Source organism: Microbulbifer sediminum (assembly GCF_021729035.1).
Classification (GTDB): domain Bacteria; phylum Pseudomonadota; class Gammaproteobacteria; order Pseudomonadales; family Cellvibrionaceae; genus Microbulbifer; species Microbulbifer sediminum.
Genome location: NZ_JAJSAP010000005.1, coordinates 210,244 through 226,388 on the forward strand (window position 1 = coordinate 210,244; position 16,145 = coordinate 226,388).

Annotated in this window: 13 protein-coding genes; 5 read left to right on the plus strand and 8 right to left on the minus strand. The window is 61.5% G+C overall.

All coding sequences use genetic code 11. The features are described from left to right. The first annotated feature begins 263 nt into the window (after window positions 1-263). The 4 genes from LVD11_RS10260 (at window position 264) to LVD11_RS10275 (ending at window position 3,034) form a co-directional block, all read left to right on the plus strand. Complete coding sequence (locus tag LVD11_RS10260; RefSeq protein WP_237058689.1) at window positions 264-728, plus strand: CYTH domain-containing protein; 465 nt, start codon at window positions 264-266, stop codon at window positions 726-728. A gap of 132 nt (window positions 729-860) precedes the next feature. Further along, window positions 861-1,418, plus strand: a complete 558-nt coding sequence (locus LVD11_RS10265) for an NUDIX domain-containing protein (protein ID WP_237058696.1) — start codon at window positions 861-863, stop codon at window positions 1,416-1,418. Window positions 1,419-1,463: 45 nt separating this feature from the next. Beyond that, entirely contained in the window at window positions 1,464-2,144 is a 681-nt protein-coding gene (locus tag LVD11_RS10270) for an SOS response-associated peptidase family protein (RefSeq protein ID WP_237058698.1), read from the plus strand. Beyond that, on the plus strand, window positions 2,141-3,034 hold the full coding sequence (locus LVD11_RS10275) for a M90 family metallopeptidase (protein WP_237058700.1): 894 nt from the start codon (window positions 2,141-2,143) through the stop codon (window positions 3,032-3,034). Before LVD11_RS10270 ends, LVD11_RS10275 begins: the two co-directional genes overlap by 4 nt. A gap of 170 nt (window positions 3,035-3,204) precedes the next feature. Here the strand turns inward: LVD11_RS10275 and LVD11_RS10280 are convergent, their stop codons facing one another. The 4 genes from LVD11_RS10280 to LVD11_RS10295 all read right to left on the minus strand — a co-directional run bounded on the left by LVD11_RS10280 (window position 3,205) and on the right by LVD11_RS10295 (window position 11,629). Then, window positions 3,205-7,188 (minus strand): translocation/assembly module TamB domain-containing protein, encoded by a 3,984-nt coding sequence (locus LVD11_RS10280; protein ID WP_237058702.1) that lies wholly within the window; start codon window positions 7,186-7,188, stop codon window positions 3,205-3,207. Between the two features lies 1 nt (window position 7,189). After that, complete coding sequence (locus LVD11_RS10285; RefSeq protein WP_237058704.1) at window positions 7,190-8,977, minus strand: autotransporter assembly complex protein TamA; 1,788 nt, start codon at window positions 8,975-8,977, stop codon at window positions 7,190-7,192. Between the two features lie 137 nt (window positions 8,978-9,114). Then, window positions 9,115-9,423 (minus strand): hypothetical protein, encoded by a 309-nt coding sequence (locus tag LVD11_RS10290; protein WP_369413312.1) that lies wholly within the window; start codon window positions 9,421-9,423, stop codon window positions 9,115-9,117. Window positions 9,424-9,655: 232 nt separating this feature from the next. Next, window positions 9,656-11,629, minus strand: a complete 1,974-nt coding sequence (locus LVD11_RS10295; RefSeq protein ID WP_255775545.1) for an acetoacetate--CoA ligase — start codon at window positions 11,627-11,629, stop codon at window positions 9,656-9,658. A gap of 160 nt (window positions 11,630-11,789) precedes the next feature. Here LVD11_RS10295 and LVD11_RS10300 point away from each other — a divergent pair, with 160 nt between their 5' ends. After that, complete coding sequence (locus LVD11_RS10300; protein ID WP_237058708.1) at window positions 11,790-12,674, plus strand: LysR family transcriptional regulator; 885 nt, start codon at window positions 11,790-11,792, stop codon at window positions 12,672-12,674. A gap of 28 nt (window positions 12,675-12,702) precedes the next feature. Here LVD11_RS10300 and LVD11_RS10305 read toward each other — a convergent pair whose 3' ends face one another. The 4 genes from LVD11_RS10305 to thiE form a co-directional block, all read right to left on the minus strand. After that, complete coding sequence (locus LVD11_RS10305; protein WP_237058710.1) at window positions 12,703-13,173, minus strand: Dps family protein; 471 nt, start codon at window positions 13,171-13,173, stop codon at window positions 12,703-12,705. A 413-nt stretch (window positions 13,174-13,586) separates the two neighbouring features. After that, window positions 13,587-14,015, minus strand: coding sequence for a c-type cytochrome (locus LVD11_RS10310; protein WP_237058711.1), 429 nt, complete (start codon window positions 14,013-14,015; stop codon window positions 13,587-13,589). A gap of 150 nt (window positions 14,016-14,165) precedes the next feature. Further along, window positions 14,166-14,396, minus strand: coding sequence for a ThiF family adenylyltransferase (locus LVD11_RS10315; protein ID WP_439651290.1), 231 nt, complete (start codon window positions 14,394-14,396; stop codon window positions 14,166-14,168). 29 nt (window positions 14,397-14,425) lie between these two features. After that, window positions 14,426-15,955: a thiamine phosphate synthase gene (gene thiE / locus LVD11_RS10320; RefSeq protein WP_237058713.1), complete on the minus strand. Its 1,530-nt coding sequence runs from the start codon at window positions 15,953-15,955 to the stop codon at window positions 14,426-14,428. Window positions 15,956-16,145 lie beyond the last annotated feature (190 nt).

The following is a 16,145-nucleotide window of genomic DNA, read 5'->3' on the forward strand; positions in this document are numbered from 1 at the left end:
CCATGCTACATACGGGTACAAATCTCTGCGACATGATAACCGTTTCAGGCCCGCGGTTGTATGCGGGCAGGCAGCAGCAGCTGTTCTCTACTCAAACAGAACCGCGCCCATTCCGGTCATCGGAGACCTCTGGCCGGGCAAGTGGGCAGCGAGATAGAAGTTCGGGGGGCGGGAGAGTACTATTCCACCAGCGTGCGGCCGGCGTTGTCGGCGACACTGTATGAAAAATGGCCACCACCGCCCGAGCAGCTGTAGAGACACATATGGCGAAGGAAATTGAAAGGAAGTTCCTGGTTGAACCGGGGTTTGCCGAAACCCTGGAAGACGGGACCAGTATCGCCCAGGGATACCTGCCGGTGTCCGGAACAGCCACGGTGCGGGCGAGGATCTACGGTGACCGTGGCTACCTCACCCTCAAGGGGCCAACCCACGGCATCACCCGCAGCGAGTTCGAGTACGAGATTCCGGTGGAGGACGCCCGCGAGATCCTCCAGTCGCTATGCGAGGGCCAGGTCATCGAGAAAACCCGCTACATCGTAACCGTGGGCGGGCACCAGTGGGAGATCGATATCTTCGCGGGCCGCAATCGGGGCCTGGTCGTCGCGGAAATCGAGTTGACGGCGGAATCCGAGGAATTCGAGCGCCCGGTGTGGGTCACAGAAGAGGTGACGGGGGAATCCCGATACTACAACGCAAACCTGGTCAGCAAGCCTTTCTGCGAATGGTGACAGGCTCCGGTGATGGTACTGGTACCCGTAGGAGCAAAATCCCGTGGAGGCCAAATGCCCGCGGCCGGCAGCCGTCGCGCCCAGTTTTCCCCGTGGTCGCCGCGGCGATCGGATTGAGGTAGTCGAGCGTCAATGATCAAGAAGACCTTCGCTTTCACCGCCCTGGCGATTGTTGCGGCCATTGCCGCCCTGCTTGCCTTTCCCGGCCTGAAATACACTATCTACCGCGAGTTGCCGGTGGACCTGCGGTGGAAAATTTCGTACCTCTCTTCGGACAAGTTCCTGGTAGGTATGGTGTTCCTGATCGAAAGGGAGGACTCACTGTTACTGGTCCGCCACAGTTACCAGGATGCCTGGGGCCTGCCCGGCGGCTGGCTCGAGCACGGCGAGACGGTTGAGCAGGCGGTCCGGCGGGAATTGCAGGAGGAAATCGGGGCCGAGGTACTTTCCACCCGCGTGCTGGAGGTACGCAAGCCCGCTTACACCCCTGTCGTGGACATCGCCATCCAGTGTGAAGTCGCCCCGGGAGATATGGTTTTCAACGACAGTGAGGTGGTGGAAACACGGTTTTTTCCACGGGATGGGCTACCCGACGATATTCTTTACACACACAAACCCTACATCCAGCGCTATATGGCCATGTCACGATTGACTTCAGCGAGCCAGGTGAGCGGGCCTGCGCCAAACTGATACACTGCTGCCAGCCAATTCTTTCCATCCTGGACCGCTAACGCCATGTGCAGCCTGTTCGATGCAGATGACCATGCCGGCATAGAGCGCTTTCTCGAGCAGACCGGCGTCGGCCATCCCGAGCGAATGATTTTTGGTCGCCGCCGGCGCCCAACCGCGGAAGTCAGCATTGTCACCGCCCGCCATGGGGAACCGGAGCTGGAAAATGCAATCTGGCACCTGTACCTGCAACGCGAGGGTGGCCAGTTCAGGCCCCATAAAAAATACTGGTCCATCAACAGCAACTGGCGCAAACTTCCGCAACGGCCGGAATACCGGCATTCCCGCTGCCTGATCCCGGCGAATGCATGGGTTGAGAGCCAGCACGGTGAAAACCCGGTGGAATTCTCCTTCGGCTTGCCTTTTTTCTTTTGCGGCCTGTACAAGGGCTGGGATAATTGCAGGCTCTTGAGCTGCTCCATCATTACCCTCCCCGCACATCCGCTGACCGAGCGATTCCACGACAAGAGCCTGCCCATGATTGCCCCCCCGAGCAGCGGGTTTATCCATCGGTGGCTGTCAGGCGAAACCGATACCACACCGTTTGCACCTTACCTGGAGCCCCGGGTGGAATATGCTGGCCACCCCCTGCAATACCGGCCGCTAAAACGGGCAACCGCCACCGACTACACCGGACCCGCGGCGCCCGTGGCCGATGCGGGAAAACCCGGGGAGCAAAACACATGAAAACCTTCCTGGCGGTTATCGCCCTGGCAGTACTGGTCTGGGTATTGCCCATCTACTGGCAGAAATGGCGCCGAAGCTACCTGCGCGCCCGTCCGCTCTCACCATCCCAGTACCGGCTGGTGCAATCCGCCCTGCCCTTCTATTCGGCCCTGGCACCGGAAGCCCAGCGGGAACTCTGCGCCAACCTGAGCCTGTTCCTGCATGACAAGGAGTTCGTCGGCTGTGACGGCCTGCGGGTCACGGACGAGATGCGAGTCTGTGTGGCTGCCTGGGCCTGCCTGCTGCTGACCGGGCGGCAAAATCGCTGCTACCCGGCACTGCGCACCGTCCTGCTGTATCCCGATACTTACATCGCCCGGGAAACCCATTTCGAGGGTGCAATCGAGATGACAGCCGACAGTGCCCGGGAAGGGGAATCCCACTACCTGGGGCCGGTGGTACTGTCCTGGGCGGATATCGAGGAAGACCTGTTTCACCCGGAGCAGGGGCGCAACGTGATCGTGCACGAATTCGCCCATAAGCTGGATGAAGAGGATGGCGTCTACGACGGACGCCCACTGTTCACTGACAGTGAATCCGGCGGGAGCTGGGCACCGGTCTTCCGCGAGGAGTTCGAGCGGTTGCGGGACAAGGTGCTCACACGGCAGGAAGGTCACGGTACCAAAGGCGGATCAACCCCGGCACGGGAGGCAAAGGCCTCGGTCCTGGACCCCTATGGCGCCCAGTCCCCGGCAGAGTTCTTTGCCGTGGCATCAGAGTCGTTCTTTTCAATTCCGGTAGCGCTCAGGCAGCACCATGCGGCACTGTATGCAGAACTGCGCGCCTTTTACCACCTGGATCCCGCCTCATGGCACGATGGAAGTCAACAGGGTAATCAATATCCTCGTTGACGCCCATATCATTTACGGGCACCTCGCGGAGTGCGGCAGGGTTATCGTGCATCACCCACAGCCAGTCCTGCCTGGCGCTTGTCACTACCAAAACGGCGCGAATAGCCGGCAGCCAGCAGGATGGCGGCATATTTCATAAGCCTTCCCGGGAAAGCCCTGGCTTTTCCGTACTAGTAGTCCTTTTTCCACTGCAGCTCCACACTGCCGGCGCCACTTTCATTGCTGCCTGCAGATTTCAGCTCCAGGTTGAGATTGCGGCGCAACTCGATCTGCATTTCCGCCTCCCAGGGGTTCAGGGGGTCCGTACTGCGCTGCAACTGGATAAAGATACGGCTGGTAATATATTTCCCCAGGCTGAGCGCATAGCGGTCCTGGCCCTCTTCGCCCTCTTCACTCTTGATATCCAGCGTATCCACGCCGAGAAGCTCCCGGGTTTTCGCCACCGGGTCAAAACCGCCACCATTGCCCTGCAAGGTGCGCACCACAGTCACCAGCCGCACTGCCTGCAGCGGCGAGATATCCTGCAATGACTTGCCGAACAGCAGCTGGGCGAAGATTTCGTCCTGGGCCGCCTCGGGGGTGGAACTGAACTCAATATTGAGGTCGTCCGCTGTGCCGGAAATCTCCGCAATGATCTCGCCATCGCTGTATTCGTGGCGCCCCTTGACGAAAATCGCAGCCTCGCTGTTCTCGAACAACACACGCCCTTCCAGCAATTCGAAACGCTTGCCCAGCAGGTCGAAGTCGCCGCGCACAATGGTCAGCTCACCGGACGCGTCGGGCTGGGCGGCGGTACCGGCGACATTCACCTGTCCCTGCAATTCCGAGTTGAGCCCCAGGCCACGCACATAGGACTGCTGGTCCAGCACCACCTGGATGGCCAGCGCGATATTTTCCAGTATGGGCGGTCCGCGTCGCTGCGCAGGGCCATCCACCTCCACTTCCACAACCTCGATTTCCGGCACACTGCTGCCAAACAGTTGCTCTACCTGCACTTCCAGTGGGCGCAGGGTCAGGCGGCCTTCGAGCCGCGCATCCTCAGTGGTACCGGTCAGGCCGAGCGTCCCGGAAACCGCGCCACGCACGGCAGGGGTATTCAGCAGGTGCAGTCGTCGTGCGCGCAGCTCGAACGCCAGCTGCGGTGCCCCCACTGCCGGGAAAGCCACGGCTCCACCGATATTGATCTCGCCGTTCTCCCGGTCTTCCGCCCGCGCCTGCTCTATCACCCAGCGATCCGGGGTCAGGCGGGCCTGTAAGTTGATACGACGCAGGCGGGTATTGCTCGGGCGGTGCTCGTAAGCGCCACCCTCCAGGCTGAGCTCTCCCTGCATCTGCGGCTGTTCCACCGTACCGTCCGCATCCAGGTTGAACCGTAATTGCCCCTGCATGGCATGGATCTCGGGATCGAGTAACGCCGCAATCACACTCAAGTCAGCAGTGCCCCTACTTTCCAGGGACAGGGGCAATGGCGGGCGCTCGCTGCCGGGCGGACGCTCCGCCAGGACTATTTCGAGTATCGGCGCCACCGCCAGCTGGGCGGTGGCTTCGGCCGCACGGCGCGCACCGCGGTCCGCCTCCAGTACTATCTCCAGCAGCGGTCCGCTTGTCTGCCAGCGGAGTGCCGCCGTCAGCGACTCGCCACCTGAGGCACTGTTGAGGCGCACTTCGCCCTGCAACTGCGGTTTGCGGGGGCTGCCGGCTGCTGTCGCCTGCAGGGTGATCTCCCCGCGTTCGTTCAGTTCGGCCGGTAGCCCCAGCTCCAGGTCGGCCAGCATCGCATTGCCCCGCAGCTCCAGGTCCAGCTCTTTTTCATTCAGGCTGCCATCGGCCACCAGGCGGTTGCGTCCCACCCACAGAAGCTCGACGCCGGACAGGGAAATACTGCCCCGGCGATACCCCAGGTCCCCCTGCAGTCGCCAGGGTTCCTCGCGAAAACTGCCCTGCGCCAGGATATTGACCCGCGCCTCGGGGCTTGCGAAAGGCCCGGAAAACTCCCCATCGAGGCTCACTTCACCCTCGAGACTGGACGACAGTGAAACACCCGCCAGCTGCGCCAGGGACACGGGAATATTGCGTCCCGCCACGGTTCCCCGGGCGCGCTTTTTACCCGGTTCCACAACACCATCCAGCTGCAGCCAGGCCGCTCCCTGCCAGGCCAGCTGTCGCGCTTCCCGCGCCAACTGGCGTGCCCGCGCGGGACTCTGCTGTGGCGCATTCGGGTCCTCGCCGGTTTCATCGACCCTGATGACCGGTGACTGGCGCCCCGCCAGCGAGGTTACCCCGAAGCCCCGCCCCGGATCGAGGCTGGAAAGCTCCAGCCGGATCCCATCCAGCTGCAGGCGATCCATGTTTCCGGCAACGCTACCCTCAAGGGAGTAGCGGTAGTCCCGGTACTTGCCATCGGACGCAACACGGGCCTGCAACTGCGGCTTGCGCCAGGGCCCACTGACAGAGAGGTCGGCGTCGAGATTGACCGCGATACCGGCCAGCTCGGGTAAATCCACCAGAAGCCGGGGCGGAAACTCATCCGCTTTCGCCGCCACCTGCAACCGCATGGTTTCTTTTTCCAGTGAGATGTCGCCGTCACCAAACAAGCGGAAGCGCTCCCCCGCCAGGGAGAACTCCTTCAGGCGGATTGCCTTCGCGTCTCCCTGCAAAGCGGCCCGCAGCTCCCCCTGAAGCTCGCCATATCGCGGGCTGGCCTTGATGTCGGCAGTAAATTGCGGATTGCGCCACGGGCCGCGGGCTGCAACCTGCACGCCGTCGATTGTGCCGGATAGCTCGGGGGGCAGCTCCACCTGGCTCTCCTCCGGCAGAATGGCCAGCAACCCGCGGATATCGTCCACCTGCAGCCGCGCCAGCTTTCCCTCCAGGTCAATGGATTCCGCGGGAATATCCACCTCCCCGGCCAGCTCCATCTGCGCCCCGGCAAATTCCACCGTCGCCGCTTCCAGCTGGATCACTTCATCCCGGGTCTGTACCCGCCCCTCCAGGTGCACCGGTTGCTGCCGGTAACTGCTGCGCAGCTCCAGCACCCCGGACACCGATGGCAATGACAGCGGTCCCTGCAGCGACAGGTCAGCACTGAGCCAGCCGCCACGCAGGAAATCCTGCCACGGCTGGGAAATAGACACTGGCAGCCGGTTGAGGCGGACATCCGCATCCACCTGTTCGCCACTCACAGAGCCGGAAATTTCATGGCGTGTGTCATCGACCTCCAGGGCCAGTCCTCCGGACTCGACCAGCCATGGGGACAGCGCCACCTCGAGGGGACCACTGAGCTCGAAGCGGTGGGAAACCAGCGGCAGCGAGAATTCCTCGATGATGATTGCCAGCCGGTCACCGGACTCGCGCAGCGCAATCCGCCCCCGCGCATCCAGCGCCTGGCCGGCAGGCAGTTGCAGCAGTTTGCCAGCGAAACCGCCACTGTCCTCGCGCGCCACGAGTTCTACGGCGTACTGCCCATCACCGGTTTCGCTGGCCGCCAGGCTGACCAGCAACCCCGCGCCATCCAGTTCCCGCACTTCCAGGGCGGCCCCGGTTTCCCCCTGCTTCCAGCGGAAGCGCCCGTTCGCATCCACTGTCACCACAGGCAGGTCCGGATAGCGCTGGTCAATCACCTGCAGGCGATCGAGATCCAGCTGTCCCAGCCTGATTGCGGGTATCTCCAGCGGTTCTGCGGGCCGGTCCTCCACCTCAGCCTCAGCCTGTTCCGCACTGGCCTCCAGCATGGACTGCAATACATCCATATCCAGCAACAGCTCGGTGGCAACCACGCGCTCTATATCCACCCGGCCGGCAAAAAGCCCCACCAGGTCGACGTCCAGCCCCAGGCCACGCGCCTGCAGCAATACCTCGCCGGCGTAATCGACTTTCAGAGTGGAAAAGGACCAGGCGCCCAGTCGCTTACTGCCCAGCTCGCCAGTCTGGATGCGCAAATCCGGCACCAGTCTCTCGGCCAGCGCCAGGCCCCCGTGCGTCAGTGCTACGCGCCCGGGGTTGGTGCCAACGAAATACAGCAGTGCCAGCACCAGTACCAACAGGACACTGGAAACCAGCGCCCCGCGGCCACTGAGGGAATGCCAGAAACTGCGGAGCACCGTGGCGATCGCCCGTACGAATCCCGACGCCAGTGCAGAGAATGACCGCCCCATATCAGAACGCCTGCCCCAGGCTCACATAGACCTGGAAGTCGTCATCGAGGTCTTCACGCTTGTCCAGTGGAAAGGCAATATCGAAACGTACCGGCGCAAACGAGGTGAAATAGCGCACCCCAAACCCCGCCCCCCAACGCAGGGAATCGAACCGCAGTTCCGGCTTCAGGAAGGCGTTGCCGCCGTCGACAAACAATACCCCGCCCCATTTCTCGGTAATGCGCAGGCGGCCCTCCAGGGAAATCTCACTCAGTCCGCGCCCGCCAATCGGGTCGCTCAAGCGGACTTCCCCACCGGTTTCTTCCGGAGGAAGGGGAACCCTCGGTCCCAGTGCCTGATAGGCATACCCCCGCACGGACCCGCCGCCACCGGCATAGAAACGCTCATCGGCTGGAACCTTTGAAACCTCGTCGACACCGGAGATCACCCCCGCCTTGACCCGCAGGGCAACGGTGGGTTCATACCGGGCTTCCGCGAAAGTGTGGTACCCGCTCATCACCAGGATGTTTTTGACAAAATTGGTGTCGCTGTTTCTGAGATCGATATAGGGCCGTACCTCAAGCGCGGCGGTCGCGCCCTTGCGGGCATCCAGCGGGGCATCGGTGGTATCCCATTTGAGGCCCAGGGGGAATGACAGCAGGTTGTAATCCTCCGGGATCGCACCCTCCTCATCCACCTTACTGAATTTCAGCTCGCTACCGATGCTCGCTGTGCGGTGCTTGCTCAGCTTGCGTGACACTGTGGCCCCGACGCTCAGGGACTCGGCCTCATAGCTGTCACGCTCCTCATTGGACAGTTCCACCCTGCCGGTCAGGTCCTGGTCATCGCGGAGGAAGCGCGGCACCAACAGCCTGGCCCCCAGCTTCTGTTGCACCGGGTTGGCCTTGCCCTCGATATCGATTTTCTCACCACGATGGAATACATTCCGGTGTTCCCAGCCCGCCGACACCCCGGCGCCCTCACTGGAGGTGTAGCCGACACCCAGCTTCACCGTGCGGTGCTTGCGCTCCTGTACACGGAAAGTGATATCCACAATGCCGTTATACGGCTCGGAAACTTCACTGCCAACACCGGCAACCAGGTTAGTGCGCAGAAGCCTGAGCTGGGCTGCATCGAGCCGGCTGCGCTTGAAGCATTCACCGGAGGCCATCCCGACTTTATCCCGCAGGAACTCCTCATTGACCGTAGTCAGCCCCTCGATGAATACCTGGCCCACAACCACCTCGGGGCTGGGCGCCACACGGTAAACCAGTCGTGCCGCGGCCTCACTGTGGATGACTGTCGCCTCGTAGCTCACGTCCACATTCAGCAGGCAGGCGTTGTCATTGAGGTACTTCTCGATCACCGTCACCCCTTCCTTGACCTTCTCGGCATTGAGGGGATCACCAACCTGCAACGGCAACGCGCCGAGTCCCCGGCGCAACTGCGGGGGCATCTCTACCGAAATGCTCTTGATCAGGTAACGGGGACCGGGCTCGACACGGTATACGATTTTGCCATCGGTAACCGACTCGCGCACACGACTGTCGTAATAGCCCCGGGAACGCAACAGTTTGTCCAGGTTACCCCGTTCATAGCGGGCCACATCACGGGGATCCTCGTAGTTCTCCAGCACACTGCTGCCTTTGCGCAGCTCCTCCAGCTGCTCGCCCAGCCATTCCTGCAGCTCGCGGTCGCCCGCAACCCGCACCTTGAAATCCGGTAGCTGGTCAAAAAAGGGGATGGCGTGCGCGGCCCGCATGGAGCCGAACAGCACTGCCACCAGAAGAATTCCGATGAGTGCGCGCAAAGAACTGATCCATTATTACGTGGCGTTTGCGCCGGAGAGCCGCTGCAAACGCAGCCCGCCCCACAGGACGGGAAGAAACTCCGTTTAACCTTCGATCGTGATTCGCACGGGAAGTTGCGCAACCCGGCCTTTTCTGCCTAGCGGGTGCTGTCGCTGCCGGTACCAAGCAGTGGGTTGCAGTCACGGATGATCACCCGGCCCTCCAGCAGGTTGCCCTTGGAGTACTCGGTAAAAATACACTGGTTGGTCTGCGGATCGTAATTCTCAATCCACAGATTATCCTCTTTCCAGGTGGCGCCGATATGCCGGTGCCCCTCTGGCACGGAGATACGCATTACACCACCAAACCGCTTGACGAAAACCTGCTCAAAGTGAAAGTAATACGCAAGCCAGCCCGTCAGGAAAATAATGACAGCGAAAATCCCCCCCGCTTTCAGGCTACCCATACGGCTGCCTGCCAGGAGCGATAGAACGACAAGCGCGATAACTGCGGCCCAATAGAGATAAGTGATCATTGATGCTCTTCCGTGAAGATTATTGGAAGTTATAAAAAGCGTTTAGTGCGACTTTAGGGTAGCGCAGTTTGGCAGGATTGGTACAGCGCCATAAGGTGGGCTGACGCCGCGGCGGGCTCAGGCGCCGGACGGTTTTACCCGGCCGGCGCTGCGTGGGAAGTTATCAGTCGGACGCCAGCTCGGGCAGGTCCCGGTAGAGTTTCAGGGCCTCGGGATTTGCCAGCGCTTCCTGGTTCTTAACCGGCTTGCCGTGCACCACATTGCGTACCGCCAATTCGACGATTTTGCCACTGATGGTACGGGGTATATCGGCCACCTGGACCACCTTGGCCGGCACATGTCGCGGGGTGGTGTTGGCACGAATCGTGGTGCGAATTTTCTGCACCAGTTCATCATTGAGCTCAACGCCCTCGCGAAGCACCACGAACAACACCACACGCACATCGTCGCGCCACTCCTGGCCGATGCAGATACAGTCCAGGACCTCCTCGACTTTTTCCACCTGGCGATAGATCTCCGCAGTGCCGATACGCACACCACCCGGGTTGAGCACCGCATCGGAACGTCCGTAGATGATCACGCCACCGTGCCCGGTGATTTCCGCGTAATCCCCGTGGGCCCAGACGCCCGGCCAGTTTTCGAAATAGGCGCTTCGATACCTTGACCCATCTTCATCATTCCAGAAACCGATCGGCATGCAGGGGAAGGATTTCGCGCACACCAACTCGCCCTTTTCCCCGATCACCGGTTTTCCGTCATCATTCCAGACCTCAACAGCCATACCCAGTCCGCGACATTGCAGCTCGCCGGCATAAACCGGCAGGGCCGGATTACCCAGCGCAAAACAGGAGATGATGTCGGTACCACCGGAAATGGAAGACAGGCACAGGTCGGCCTTGATATCCCGGTACACATAGCGGAAGCCCTCGTGGGCCAGCGGTGAACCGGTGGACAGCAGCGCGCGCAGCTTCTCCAGCTTGTGGGTCTCGCGGGGTTTGCGGCCAGCCTTTTCCAGCGCGGCAATATACTTGGCACTGGTGCCGAACACACTGATACCTTCCTCGTCGGCCATATCCCAGAGACTTTCCGCCGCCGGGTAGAAAGGTGAACCATCGAACAGCACCAGAGTGGCGCCACAGGCAAGGCCACTCACGAGCCAGTTCCACATCATCCAGCCACAGGTGGTGAAGTAGAACAGGGTATCGTCGCGATCCAGGTCACAGTGCAGGCGGTGTTCCTTGAGGTGCTGGAGCAGCGTGCCCCCGGCCCCGTGCACGATGCATTTGGGCACCCCGGTGGTACCGGACGAATACATGATGTACAGCGGGTGGTTGAACGCCGTCTGGGCAAAGGCCAGTGGGCGTTCCGGGGCTTCCTCCAAAAAGGCTCCGATGGTGGTACCACCCGGCAGGTCGGTAACGGCCGCCGCAGTGTCGGCAGCGGAGCGCGCCACCGGCACCACCACAATTTTCTGCAGCGAGTCGATGCGCGCGGCAATTTCCCGGATCCGGGGCAGCGAGTCGATGGTTTTGCCGTTGTAAAAGTAGCCCTCACAGGCAAACAGGACCTTCGGTGCCACCTGGCCGAAACGATCCAGCACCCCGTTGATCCCGAAGTCCGGCGAGCACGACGTCCAGACGGCCCCCAGGCTGGCGGTTGCCAGCATGGCAACCACGGTATCCATGATATTGGGCATGAAGCCGGCAACCCGGTCTCCTTCCCCCACACCCTGCTCCGCAAGTGCAGCGGCGAGGCGCTCCACCCGGGCAAACAGCTCTGCGTAACTGAGCTGGCGCCGGCTGCCGTTTTCGAGCCGTTCCACCAGCGCAATGCGATCGTCGCGGTAGCGCAACAGATTCTCGGCAAAGTTCAGTCGCGCCTGTGGGAACCAGCGTGCCCCGGGCATCTCATCATTCTCGAGCACAGTATCGCCCTGCTCGCTGGCAATCACCCCCATCTCTTCCCAGAGCAGTTTCCAGAACTCCTCACGGTGATCCACAGACCACCGGTGCAGTGCATCGTAATCTGCCAGCTCGATTCCGAACCGTTCGTTGACCAGGCGGCGGAAACCATCCATCTGGGTGGCAGCGACGGCCTCGGGGGTGGGTTGCCACAGGGGCTGCTTGGCATTACTCATCTCGTCTGACCTTCTGGCTACATTATTCTCCGGACCCGAAACTTAAGGCCCGCTTCTCTCAGGCACAATCATGCCTTGGTCTAACACTTAATAAAATTTAAAATAATTTAACATCTATTAAACAAACCTTAACATTTAGCGCCAAACCGGGGAAACGCCAGTGACCGCCACACTCAAGCAGCTACGGGCCTTTACGGCTGTTGCAAGGACTCGGAGCCTGGCCCAGGCCAGCGCCCTGCTGCACATCTCCCAGCCGGCACTGTCCGTCGCCATCCGCAACCTGGAGGAGGCCCTCGGTGGAGCCCTCTTCAACCGTGACAGCCGCCAACTGGCACTGACTCCGGAGGGGCGTGAGTTTCTCGACCGCGCCGAACAGCTGCTCCATAACTGGGACCAGTCCGTCGACGCCATCCAGCAACGGTTCCGCCTGGAGCGGGGACAGCTGAACCTGGCGGTAATCCCGGCCTTCGCCCTCAACCGGCTGCCGGACCTGCTGGCCCGCTTTCACGGGCAACACCCCGACATCAATATCGTGATCGAGGATATCGTAATGGAGCGGGTCCAGCGTGCAGTCCGCGAGGGGCGGGCCGAAATTGGCATCACCTTCCGCCCCGACGACCTGGGCGGCCTGGAGTTCATGGGCTTTGGCCGGGACCGGTTTATCGCCGTAATCCCTGCCACCCACCCGCTGGCGGGCAGGGAGTCCGTCACCTGGCGCGAACTCTCCCGGGAGCCGTTTATCGCCATGAACCGGGGCTCCGCCGTGCGGCGCTGGACGGATGGGGCCATGGCGGAAAGCGGTTATGAGGGCCGGTTACTGTGCGAGGCCAACCAGTTGAGCACCATTGGCCAGCTGGTCCGGGCGGGGATGGGGGTCAGTGTGGTCCCGGAGCTTTGCCGGCCACAGATGGATGGTTACGGCCTGTGCAGTCTGACACTGCGGGCACCGGTGGTAGAGCAGGAAGTAGGGGCACTGGTGCGGCGCCGGGGAGCCATTTCCGCCTCCGCCGACGCCTTCCTGGAAATGCTGACCGCTGCGGGGTAACCCCGCATCACGGCAGCAGGCGACGAGATTATTTGGTGGTGGCGCGCAGCATCCAGGCAGTTTTCTCATGCACGCTCATGCGGTCGGAAACCAGCGCCATGGTGGATTCATCCTCCGCGTCCTGCGCGGCCTTGAGTACCTCGCGACAGGTTTTCACCACCTGCTCGTGCCCACGAGTCAGGATTTCCACCATTTTCTCCGCCGCCGGGACAGAGTCTTCCTCCTTGATAGAGCTGAGCTCTGCGAACGCCTTATAGGTGCCCGGGGCCTCCACATCCAGGGTGCGGATACGCTCGGCGATGTCATCGACAGCCTCGGCCAGTTCTGTGTAGTGTTCCTCGAACATCAGGTGCAACTCACGGAACAGCGGGCCGGTGACATTCCAGTGGAAATTATGTGTCTGCAGGTACAGCGTGTAGCTGTCCGCCAGCAAGCGCTTCAGGCCGTGGGCGACTTTCTCACGATTCTGCTCATCAATGCCGATATCGATCTTGGTCATAATCCACCTCTTGTTACTCTTTGAAAACTTTCCGAAAGCCGGATGACTTAACGAACTGACTCTATACTAACGCGCTGGTCGAAAAATAAAAATTTATTTAGGGAATAACTCCGATAAGCAAAAGCTATCAATCTCGGGCGCCGCAATAATGCAAGCGTAGCCGCGAATACAAAATTCGCGGCCGCAACGCCGGTTACTTCCGCCAGCCAATCCTGTAGCCCGTCCCTTCGTCGTCCGAGCCCACATGGCGCCGCGGCCAGGGCAAATGGCATCCACGACAGAATCAGGAAATCGACGGCTTCCTGTGCCCGGCATATTTTCAGCGCCTGCTCTCGCACACCACTCTTTGCATAAAGCCAGGCTCTTCCGGGCGCATTCCCAACTGCTGCGCCCGGGGCCAGGGCGTGGCGATCTCAGTCACCGGCACTCCCGGCGCCAGCGGTCTCCTCGCCGTTTGCCACGCCATCCAGGGCATCGCCTGCCATGTAGCGTATCAATCCGGCAAATTCGGCCTCGGTGCAATCGAAGCAAAGCCCTTTCGGAGGCATCGCCCTATACCCATTCATGGCGTTGGCAACCAGCATATTCAACCCCTTGGCTGCCCGCGGTTTCCAGGCTGCGACATCCCCGGTGCGGGGGGCACCGGTAACACCGGCTTCGTGGCAACTGTGGCAGGTGCGCAGGTAGGTCTGGCGAATGCCATCCGGCACGGGATTGCCGCTGGCCGGCGACTGCCCCGCGGGCCGGGATACTGTTAGCTCTTGACTGTCAGGGGCATCCTCACCGGGTGTGCATGCGGCCAGTACCAGGATGGCGGCCAGTATGGAAGTCAATTGTTTCATTATTTTTGTATCCGTATGTTCTATACGCGCACCTGGCGTACCGGCCTCCGGCAATGCGGCTAGAGGCGGGACCGCTGCGCTTTTGCCGGGCTACAGCCAGACCGGCGACAGAGCGGGAATAACGCGTCGGGGATTCATTGCAGCGGTAGGCTAACCGGCGCAAAACTCGACGCATTGATTATTACCCTGCAGCTGCAGCGACCGCAACTCCAGGGCCTGCGCCTTGAATATCTGCAGACGCGCAAGGCTGGGCACTGGCAGCCCCAGGAGGAGCTTGATCGCCTCGCTCGCCTGCATACTGCCCATGAGGCTCAGGACAGGCCCCAACACGCCCGCACTGGCACAGTTGGTCGTTTCCCACTGGACAGCGGGCGGGAACAGCGCTGGAGCTCCCTCTTACTGGGCATGGTTCAACCTTCGCAAATGACCTGCAGGTCGCGCACTGCCTGCCGGTAGTCTCCTGCCTGGGTAATAGCGCTCACGGCGGCGATACTGCCCACACCGGAGGCAACCACTGCCGGTGCGCGCTCGATACTGATACCTCCAATCGCCACCAGCGGTATATCTCCTACCAGCGCCGCCATCCGCGCAAGTTTCGCGGTTCCCTGGAGCTGGTCGCTCATATCCTTGGTGTCAGTGGCGAAGATCGCCCCGATCGCGAGGTAACTGGGGCGGTAGCGATAGGCCCGCAACAGTTCGTAAAAACCGTGGGTGCTGATACCAAGCCTCAGCCCGGCGGCCCTGATCGCCCGCAGGTCGGCGCTCTGCAGGTCCTCCTGCCCCAGGTGCACACCGTAGGCACCACAGTCGATGGCGAGTTGCCAGTGATCGTTGATAAACAGCCGCAGGGCGTGCTTGCGCCCGACCGCAACGGCCCGTTGCACCTCTGTTCGCAGGCCAGCAGCTGGCTGCTTGATGCGCAGCTGCAGGGTCTTCACGCCCTCTTCGGCAAGCTTCTCCAGCCACTCAACGGAATCCACCACCGGATACAACCCCAGCGCGGCAGTGCCGGTGCCGGCGAAGTCGCAGGCAAAAAGGCAGCTGCCGGCATCGTCAAAGGTGCCATAGGCTTTGGCTGCTTCCTCCTCGGGCAGTAGTACCCGGGGAAAATCCTGCATCTCGTCCGGCCAGCCACAGTGCCCTACAGGCCCCGGTCCACTGCCGACCCTATCGCCCTGCCCCAACCGCAGACCGCGCTGAACATAGGCTTTGGCCACCACGCAGGCATCGCGCAGTGGGTAGCCGAGCGCCATGCAGGCGGCGATGGCCGACGACAGGGTGCAGCCGGTGCCATGGGTGCTCCCCCCGGTCACCTTGTCACCGATAAACCAGTCGCTGCGCGTCCCGTCCCAGAACAGGTCGGCAATTTTGCCGGCCTGGATTTCACTGTGCCCCCCCGTAACCAGCACCGCGCGACAATCACCCGCGTGCAGGAGTCGCGTCGCATGCAGTATCTGCTCCGCGCCGTCTACGGGGGCACGCGACAGCCACTCCAGCTCGTGGAGGTTTGGCGTGACCAGGTCGCAAAGGGGAAACAGTTCCCGCACTACCAGCTCGCCAATTCCGCCCTCTGCCAGACTGTCGCCACTGCTGGCCACTGCCACCGGATCGTAAATAACAGGCACCGGTGCCAATGCTTTCAGCCGCAGGAGGAACTCCACCACGGCCAGCACCTGCCCGGCACTGGCGATCAGCCCAATCTTGATGGCGTCGGGGAACAGGTCTCTCTCCAGTGTCTCCAGTTGTCCGGTCAGAACCTCCCGTGAAACGGCATTGACTGCCGCCACCTCGACCGTGTTCTGGGCCGTATTGGCAGTGATTACAGTACAGCCATGGCAACCAAAATCGGCAAAGGTGAGCAGGTCGGCCTGGATCCCGGCACCACCGCCGGAATCGCTGCCGGCAATTGACCAGACAATGGGTTTGTGTTGCTCTCGCATAAACTCTTTACAGCCTTTTCCGGACACGAGTTGGCGGCGAATAGGCTAACCACGTGAAATTAAGTCCTGTCCCGTTCTTATTTGCTTGCAGTTCAATGCCTGGCGATTCAATTTTCGCTCGCGTACCCGCCGAGACCAGAGAGCCCGCACAATTCTGGATCGGAGTGACCCGACACCACGTGCATTCACA

Bases quoted from the DNA above. Each gene is read 5' to 3' on its own strand.
- LVD11_RS10260 (WP_237058689.1), top strand. From the start codon at position 264: ATGGCGAAGGAAATTGAAAGGAAGTTCCTGGTTGAACCGGGGTTTGCC.
- LVD11_RS10265 (WP_237058696.1), top strand. From the start codon at position 861: ATGATCAAGAAGACCTTCGCTTTCACCGCCCTGGCGATTGTTGCGGCC.
- LVD11_RS10270 (WP_237058698.1), top strand. From the start codon at position 1,464: ATGTGCAGCCTGTTCGATGCAGATGACCATGCCGGCATAGAGCGCTTT.
- LVD11_RS10275 (WP_237058700.1), top strand. From the start codon at position 2,141: ATGAAAACCTTCCTGGCGGTTATCGCCCTGGCAGTACTGGTCTGGGTA.
- LVD11_RS10280 (WP_237058702.1), bottom strand. From the start codon at position 7,188: ATGGGGCGGTCATTCTCTGCACTGGCGTCGGGATTCGTACGGGCGATC.
- LVD11_RS10290 (WP_369413312.1), bottom strand. From the start codon at position 9,423: ATGGGTAGCCTGAAAGCGGGGGGGATTTTCGCTGTCATTATTTTCCTG.
- LVD11_RS10295 (WP_255775545.1), bottom strand. From the start codon at position 11,629: ATGAGTAATGCCAAGCAGCCCCTGTGGCAACCCACCCCCGAGGCCGTC.
- LVD11_RS10305 (WP_237058710.1), bottom strand. From the start codon at position 13,173: ATGACCAAGATCGATATCGGCATTGATGAGCAGAATCGTGAGAAAGTC.
- LVD11_RS10310 (WP_237058711.1), bottom strand. From the start codon at position 14,015: ATGAAACAATTGACTTCCATACTGGCCGCCATCCTGGTACTGGCCGCA.
- thiE (WP_237058713.1), bottom strand. From the start codon at position 15,955: ATGCGAGAGCAACACAAACCCATTGTCTGGTCAATTGCCGGCAGCGAT.